This window comes from Micromonospora sp. DH14 (assembly GCF_029809455.1).
Lineage (GTDB): Bacteria > Actinomycetota > Actinomycetes > Mycobacteriales > Micromonosporaceae > Micromonospora > Micromonospora parva.
Map to the genome: position 1 here is coordinate 75,030 of NZ_JARVKT010000028.1, position 7,662 is coordinate 82,691.

Genomic DNA, 7,662 nt, shown 5'->3' on the forward strand with positions numbered 1-7,662 from the left:
TGGTGACCCGTCGCCGGTCCGATTGGGCGTGCACACATGTAAGCGCTTGCATCCGGCCGGGTCCACCCCCTGTCAGACACGACCGAGTAACAATCCGGAAACCTGCCGGCTGCCTGGTGGGCGCGCTCCCGGGGCAGGCGCGGGGACCCTTCGAAGATTGACGATGTCTGTCAGGTCAGCCGCACGGGTCGAGGTTCCGACGGCGGGCAGTGGCGGTGGCGGCCACCTGATCACCGCGCAGTGCCGCTGAACAGGGGGACACTGCTGTCGCGACAGCTTCAGCTTTGTCATTATTTGCGGCGATTGTTGGCTATGCTCACCCCAGGCCGTACGTGAGCCTTCTTCGCCTGTGCTCGCGATGTCGGCGACCGACGGGGGTGCGACAGATGCGCGGTCCGCTCTGGAGAGGGTGGCTGTGGAGCCCGCGCATCTGGTGGTCACGGGTGACGCGCCGGGCCACCAGTTGGTATCAGGGTCGGCAGCAGCCGGAACGACGGGCGCGAGCCGCCCGACCGGCCGCCCCGGCTCGCTGGTGGCACCCCCCGTGGTGGTGGTTGGCGCTGGTCCTCGGCGCGGGCGTGATCACCGCGGTGTGGACCTTGACCCAGTTCGCTCTTCCCCTGTTCAACGTCGCGTACGGGCGTCTGCACGGCGGTGGGGAGCCGTTGTCGATCTTTTTTCTCACCAGCGACTGGTGGTGCGGTCGGGCCGACAGCGGCCAGTGCGCGAAGCTCGGCGGCTTCCTTTACAAGATCGTCGCCTTGTCCCTGGTCTTCATCGGCTTCTTCCTGGTCATGCGGTACCACGTGTACCGGTGGTACCGCAGGATGGCCCGGAAGTCGCCGGAGGAACTGGTCTCCACATCCAACGACGCGCTCGCCGAGATCGTCGGGCGGGACGAGCTGTGCGAGGTCCTGATCGAGCGGATCCGCCGCCGGGAGGTTCGCTGCCCGATGGTGCTCGTGGGTGGAGTGGGCGCTGGCAAGAGCGCAGTCCTGGTCAAACTGACACACCTGCTCGCCGCCCGTCAGGTGGTGCCCATCCCGCTGCGGCTCCGGGACGTGCCCGACCCGTCGCAGGTCGATTTCGAGGCTCTGGCGAAGAAGCGGTTCGAAGACATCATCGACGCCCGCCTGTACAGCGGTGGGCAGGCCGACCGGCTCTGGCGGCAACTGCGGTGGAGCAACCAGATCGCCGTGCTCGCCGACGGGCTGGACGAACTCGGCGGTGGCGGGCAGCAGCGGCAGCACGACAGCGTGCTGCGGGAGGCGTTCACCAAGGCCGCTCAAAACCGCCTGCCGCTGATCGTCGCCACCCGCCCGTACGACCCGCTGCGTGGGATGCCCGCCGTCGTCGTCGGGTTGGAGCCGCTCAGTGAGGGGACCGCGCTGGAGTACGGCCTGACCGGCGAGGATCGGTTGGCCCGCGCGTCCTGGGCCGTCGTCGCCAACCTGCTGCACGCCGCCGACGTCACCGAGTCCCCGATCTACCTGAAGGTCATCCGTGACCTCAACAGGTGTGGGCGGCTCCCCCAGGAACTCAACGCGCACGACGAGCCCGGCGGGGCGTCCCGCCCTGCCGACCGGTCAACGGTCCGGTGGGCGCTGCTGTCGGCGTGGCGACGGGCGTTGGAGGAGGGCTACATCCGGGAGGACTTCGCCCGCGGGCTCGACGACCGTCGCGACGCGCTGGCCGTGGTGTCCGCGTTCGCCTGTGCCGGCTTCTGGCACAACTCGCTGGAGGTGACGTACGACGACCTGACCGACAACGGGCGGTGGATCGAACCAGACCACGACCTGAACGGCGTCCGGCAGGCATTGGGCCGGCGACTCAACGGGCGCCTGGACATCACGAGCCCCGACGATCTGGCGGTCGCTCTGACCGAGGCCGGCGAGCTGTCCGTGGTGGATCTTCAGGCGGACGGGCTGCGCTTCCAGCACGGCGTGATCCAGGCGTACCTCGGCGTTGATCTGCTCGCCGAGGAGGACGTGGGGCGGCCCCTGATTACCACGCTCCTTCAACACCAGCCGAGTCGGGAACTTCTGATCGCGCTGACCCTGCTGTCCCGACGCGGTGCCGCGGCTGCCCAGGCGCAGCCGACGCCGCCCGGCGGGGCCGGTAGCGTAGCCACCCCGATCGCACTCCCGCAGCTGGTCACCATGCTGCGTGACCAGGCGCGCGCCCCGGGCAATCGATGTTGGCGGCTGGAGATGTACGCCACCGCCGTCGAGATCGACACGAGTGCCCCCGTACCCGATCACGACCGGCTGGTGGCGGACATCGCGCAGCGGTGGTCCGAATTCCAGGAGAACGAGGCCCCGGACCGCCCGTTGGACGAGGCCAAGCTGACTCTGATCCGACGCTGGGGGGACGCGGCCCGGCTCGTCGGCGACCAGCGGCGGCGCGGAGGGCCGGCGATCCGACCAGACGAACTTTCGAGTTACCTGACACTCTTCGGCCTGGCCCTGCGGGAGGGGTCGTACCGGGTGCGACTCGCCGCGGTGCGGGAGATCGGCCTCGGTGGCCGGGACGCGGCCGCCGCGCTTCGCAAGATCGGTGGCCCGGTGCCGCGGATACCGCACGAGGGTGACACCCACGCCGGGTCCGACCGGGAGCTTCAGCTACGGGGCTGGTTGGTGCCGCTGCTGTATCTGTCCACGGTGCGGGACACCGAGGGCCCGACGGCCGCTGCGGACGAGACGGCCGCTCACCTCGCCGCGTGGCTTCGGGAACTCGCCGCGTATGACGCGACCGGCCAACGCCGTCTGGGGATCGCGTCGGAGATCGCGCTGGCGCAGGGATTCCGGTTCGCGGCCAACATCCGGCACCTTCCGGTCGGGCGCCGGGACGCGGATCGTAGCTTCCTCGTCGAGAAGGCCGAGTTCGCGTTGCGGCACTCCCGGTACTGGTACAGCCAGCTCGCCCTCATCCAGGCGTTGACCCTGCTCGCACTACCGATGGACCCCGGCGAACCGTTGCCCTCCCACGGGCACGGCGCAAGCCCGTTCGGCCTCGTTCAGCACTGGTTGCGCATCGCGGGCAGCGAGGTGCCGGGTCGGGGGCAGTGCACGGCCCACCCCTTCCTGCTCGAAACAGGCCGGCTGTGCACCACGGCGTTGGCTACCCGTCAACCGGAACGCTACTGCTGGGTGGACGAGGGTGAGACCGCCAGTCGGGTCGGTTCGTGTAGCCCGTCGGTGGACGTACGCCGGATCCAGAGTCTCTGGATTCCTGATTCGATGGGGTGGAGCGTGCTCGTGCCGCGCGCGGAACGTCTCCTGGCCGACGTGATGCTGATGTCGAACCTCGCCGACCGGGGTTCAACACAGGCGGAGCGGGAGGAGCGGCTGCACCGGGCCGACCGCTGCGAGGTGCCTCCGTGCCTGACCACCGACCGCTCGGCGATGGAGCCGGAGCGCACGGTGCACGCCACGGAGGGGCGTACGCCGGGCGCGTCCTGCTTGGATGACTGCGAGTTTCGGCTCTGTCCGTTGCCCGCCAAGGGAGAACCGCTGCCACACAAGATGGACCAGAATTTCTGCGCCCGCCAGGCCGACCTGGCCACCTTCCGCTTCGCACTGAAGGCGCGCGCCCCCTGGCAGAGCGTCCCCCGCCCGGGAATGCGGCGCTTCTGGCGCGCGATGTCCCGACGCGACCTGCCGAAGTGGCGTCGCTGGTGACCGACGCACCAGTGGGTCAGGTGTTCAGCTGCCAGATCGACAGGTTCAGCGCGGCGGCGAAGGTTACCCAGGCCCAGTAGGGCAGCATCAGCGCGGTGGCGACCCGGGACACCCGGACGAACAGCAGCACGGTGAGGCCGATCGCCAACCACATCAGCACAATCTCGGCGAACGCCAGCCCGTACTGCCCCGCGCCGAAGAACAGCGGGGTCCAGATGGCGTTGAGGACCAGTTGGGCGGTCCAGGCCCAGAGGGCGGGGGAGAAGCCGACCCGTCGCCACACCAGCCAGCCGGCCACCGCGATCAACGCGTACAGCAGCGACCAGACCGGGCCGAACAGCCACGAGGGGGGCGCCCAGTCCGGCTGCCGCAGGCTCGCGTACTCGTCGGTGGTGCCCTGTACGCCCAGCCCGCCGATGGCGGCAGCGATGAAGACCGCCATCCCGAAACCGACGAGGGCCCACCACTGGCGGCGACCGGAGGTCCTCGGGGCGTCCTGAGATGTCTCCATAGTCAAGATGTTTCCGCAGATCGGCGGTGGCAAACCGCCGGACACGAAAGCGCCGGGATCGCTGCGACCGGTGCCTCTGTCGGGAGGACGAAGCTCCGGTCGCGGCGACCCCGGCGGGTCCCGGTGTTACCGATGATGAGCGCTAATTGAAGATGCTGACACCACCCGGGCCGACCAACAGCCCGACGACGATGAGGACGATGCCCCACAGGATCTGCCGGCGGAACAGCGCGAGGATGCCGGCGACCACGAGTACGACTGCGAGAATCCAGAGAATCAGCTCCATGACCTCTGACTACCCGACTGGCCGATCGGGGAAACCTGGTCGGTGTCGAGTTGATCGCCAACGTGGAAGACGCTGTACGCCTGCTTGATCACCGGGTGTGCGACGTTGCGGACGCGTACCCCGCCGGGGGTCGTGCCGCGCTCGGTCCCGGCGTGCGCGTGCCCGTGCACGGCCAGCGCCGTGGGCGCCGAGTCGATCGCCTGCCCCAGCTGGTACGACCCGAGGAACGGGTAGATCTCCAACGGTTCCCCGGCCAGCGTGTCCGGCACCGGCGAGTAGTGGGTGAGCGCCACCAGCATGTCGCAGTCCAACGAGCGCAGCGCCGCACCGAGCCGGTCCGCGCTGTCGGTGGTGGTGCGGACGAACGCCTTCATCTCCGGCTCGCCGAAGTCACTCGCGCACCGGCCGGCGAACCCGCCGCCGAAGCCCTTCACGCCGGCGATGCCGAGCCGACCACCAGCGCAGTCCAGCACGACGCCGTTGCCCTCCAGCACGGTGATGCCCGCGTCCTCCAGTACCTTGACCACCTGCGGCACCTGGTCACACTGGTGGTCGTGGTTGCCCAGCACGGTCACCACCGGCACAGCCAACCCACCGAACTCCGTCGCCACGCAGCGCGCCTCGGCCTCGGTGCCGTGCCGGGTCAGGTCCCCGGCCAGCAGCAGCACGTCGGCGCACTCCGGCAGCTCCTCCAACGCCGGTCGGAACCGACCGACGACGTCCTCGTCCAGATGCACGTCGCCCACGGCGGCGATCCGGATCACCATGGAACCTCCCTCAGGGCAGTTGCTCGATCTCCGTGGGCGCCTGCGCGCGGATCACCCCGATGTCGCTGGTGACCGGCACGTCCGGGAAGCGCTCCGACACCAGACGCAGGATCTCCTCCCGCCGGTGCGGGCTCTCCACCTCGCCGTAGAGCACGAGGGCGCGTTCCCGCCGGATCACGGTGATCCCCTGTTCGGCGACGGCGGGGTCCTCGACGAGCAACCGTTGGATCTCCGCTTCGACGTACTCGTCCGGTGGCCCGGTGTCGATGTCGCGATGGTGGGTCACGATGTCCCCTCTCCTGGTTGGGCGCCGGCGGCCGGCACCACCTCCAGCCGGTCCAGCAGCACCAGGAACGCCTCGGCGTACGGCGAGTGCTGCGTCTCCTTGCGTACCCGTTCCCAGTCGATCTGCTCCCGCAGCGAGCGGGCCAGTGGCAGACCCCGGGCGAAGTCGCAGTAGTGCTGGGAGAAGCTGAGCAGTTTGTGCACCATCAGCTGGGTGGCGGACAGCACCGGCATGTGAATCGCGTCCACCGGCCGGATGACGGTGTCGGCGAACGTCTCCTCGGTCACCGGCGTCTCGATCGGCCGGTGGATCAGGTCCACCATCCGGCCGTCGTCGAAGACCTTGACCAGCCAGTCCTCCGGTGGGCGCTCGGCGACGAAACCGGCGGCCACCAGGGCCTGCAGCGCCTGTTCCACGTCCACTTCCCGGATCAGGAAGTCGACGTCGTGATCGCTGGAGTGGCCTCCGTGGGCGTAGACGGCGAAGCTGCCGCCGAGGGCGAACGGAATCTCGGACTGCTTGAGCACGGCGGCGACCTTCTTGAGGGTGTGCACAAGACTCTCGTCCCCGCGCTCAGCCATCTGGTTCCTCCGTCGTCGTGTTGGTGGACCGGCGGTTGGATTTCAAAGTCCGGTACCCGGCATTCCGGTCGGCCACACCTGCCGGTGTCGCGGTCGGGCGTCAACAGGGATGAAGCATGACAAACCTCGCGGGGCGGGTGCGTCGGTCGGATAATCTGTGGAGAGTGGCCAGATCATCGGGGATGCGACGACGCAAGGCCCGTTTGCGCACTGTCGCCCTGATCGGCATCGACGGTTCGGGCAAGACCACCCAGGCGCACCGGCTGGCCGACGCGCTGACCGCCGCCGGGCGCCCGGCCCGGTACCGACGCAACGCCAGTGGCCGGCGCTGGCTCGCCCGGCTCGCCCACCGACTCGGCCGGCCCGACGCGCAACGGCTCGTCGGGCGCGACGGTGTGCTGGCCGTGGAGTCGGTGCTGCGCTGGCTCGCCATCGCGATCGCCCTGATCAGCTGCCTGCTCACCGGCCGGACAGCGGTGATGGACCGCTACTCGGCCTGCCAGTACGCGAGCATCCGGGCGCACGGCGGGCAGCGCTGGGAGCGGCTCGCGCGGGCCGGCTACCGGTTGTTCCCGACGCCGCAGGTGACCTTCCTGCTCTCCGTCGACCCGGCGGAGGCATACCGGCGCATCGAGGAACGCGGCACCGATCACGAGACGATGGGGTGGCTGACCGCCGCCGACACCGCCTACCGGACGCTGCCCGAGTACCCCACCTTCGTGTTGGTGGACGCGGGCCGCCCGGCCGAGGAGGTGACCGAGCAGATCCAGGCGCACCTGGAGACCTGGCTGCCGTCGTCCGCGCCGGCCGGGGACGACCTGGGGTCGGTGGCGGCTCAGGCCCGCCCGTAGACCGGAACGGTGGCGCCACTGGTCGGGGCGGACTCGTCCGACGCGAGGAACCGGATCACCGGCGCGATCTCGGCCGGGGTCACCCAGCGGGAATGGTCGGCGTTGGGCTGCGCGGCCCGGTTCGCCGGGGTGTCGATGACGCTGGGCAGCACGGTGTTGCAGCGCACGTGCTGCGACCGGTACTCCACCGCTACCGCGTTGGCGAAGGCCAGCACCGCCGCCTTGGCCGTCGAGTAGCCGGCCGCGCCCCGGAACGGGGCCAGGGCCGCGCGGGCCGAGACGCAGACCACCGCGCCGCCGCCGGCCGCCACCAGGTGCGGCAGCGCGGCCTGGGTGACCAGGTAGGTCGGCCGCAGGTTGACGGTGAGCATCCGTTCGAACTCCTCGACCGGGGTCTCGTGCACCAGCCCGCCGCTGGCGTACCCCCCGACCAGGTTGACCACCGCGCGCAGCGGCGCCGCCGGGTCGCCGAGCGCGGCCTCGACCGCCTGCGCCGCACCCGCCGGGTCGGCCAGGTCCGCGACCACCGGGACCACCCCCGCTGCCGCCGGCTCCGATCCGGGCCGGGCTTCCCGCTGCGGTACGACCACCCGCCAGCCCGCCTCGACGAACGCGGTGACGACCGCCCCGCCGAGCCCGCCGGTGCCTCCGGTCACCACCACGCTGCGCTCCGCCATGCCCCCAACGCTAGCCCCCACCC

Annotated in this window: 7 protein-coding genes and 1 pseudogene; 2 read left to right on the forward strand and 6 right to left on the reverse strand. The window is 70.3% G+C overall.

Annotated features, from left to right (window positions below):
• Nucleotides 1-386 precede the first annotated feature (386 nt).
• On the forward strand, nucleotides 387-3,680 hold the full coding sequence (locus QCZ28_RS27175) for a hypothetical protein (protein WP_279519294.1): 3,294 nt from the start codon (nucleotides 387-389) through the stop codon (nucleotides 3,678-3,680).
• Between the two features lie 16 nt (nucleotides 3,681-3,696).
• Here the strand turns inward: QCZ28_RS27175 and QCZ28_RS27180 are convergent, their stop codons facing one another.
• From QCZ28_RS27180 to QCZ28_RS27200, 5 genes and pseudogenes are all read right to left on the reverse strand, one after another.
• Nucleotides 3,697-4,191 carry a tryptophan-rich sensory protein gene (locus QCZ28_RS27180; protein ID WP_279519295.1) on the reverse strand — a complete coding sequence of 165 codons (495 nt, stop codon included), beginning with the start codon at nucleotides 4,189-4,191 and terminating at the stop codon, nucleotides 3,697-3,699.
• Nucleotides 4,192-4,333: 142 nt separating this feature from the next.
• The gene (locus QCZ28_RS27185; RefSeq protein ID WP_007464364.1) at nucleotides 4,334-4,477 is read right to left on the reverse strand and encodes a GPGG-motif small membrane protein; all 144 of its coding nucleotides are present in this window, start codon (nucleotides 4,475-4,477) and stop codon (nucleotides 4,334-4,336) included.
• Nucleotides 4,468-5,244 (reverse strand): metallophosphoesterase, encoded by a 777-nt coding sequence (locus tag QCZ28_RS27190; protein WP_030333302.1) that lies wholly within the window; start codon nucleotides 5,242-5,244, stop codon nucleotides 4,468-4,470. The genes QCZ28_RS27185 and QCZ28_RS27190 overlap by 10 nt, the downstream gene beginning before the upstream one ends.
• Nucleotides 5,245-5,254: 10 nt before the next feature.
• Nucleotides 5,255-5,530 (reverse strand): hypothetical protein, encoded by a 276-nt coding sequence (locus QCZ28_RS27195; RefSeq protein WP_030333304.1) that lies wholly within the window; start codon nucleotides 5,528-5,530, stop codon nucleotides 5,255-5,257.
• A pseudogene (locus QCZ28_RS27200) lies at nucleotides 5,527-6,114 on the reverse strand (nucleotidyltransferase); the annotation flags it as partial. The gene QCZ28_RS27195 and the pseudogene QCZ28_RS27200, both read right to left, overlap by 4 nt.
• Nucleotides 6,115-6,275: 161 nt before the next feature.
• Here QCZ28_RS27200 and QCZ28_RS27205 point away from each other — a divergent pair.
• Nucleotides 6,276-6,962, forward strand: a complete 687-nt coding sequence (locus tag QCZ28_RS27205) for a thymidylate kinase (RefSeq protein WP_279519297.1) — start codon at nucleotides 6,276-6,278, stop codon at nucleotides 6,960-6,962.
• Here QCZ28_RS27205 and QCZ28_RS27210 read toward each other — a convergent pair.
• Entirely contained in the window at nucleotides 6,947-7,639 is a 693-nt protein-coding gene (locus tag QCZ28_RS27210) for an SDR family NAD(P)-dependent oxidoreductase (RefSeq protein WP_279519301.1), read from the reverse strand. The two genes, QCZ28_RS27205 and QCZ28_RS27210, sit on opposite strands and share 16 nt — an antisense overlap.
• Between the last annotated feature and the right edge of the window lie 23 nt (nucleotides 7,640-7,662).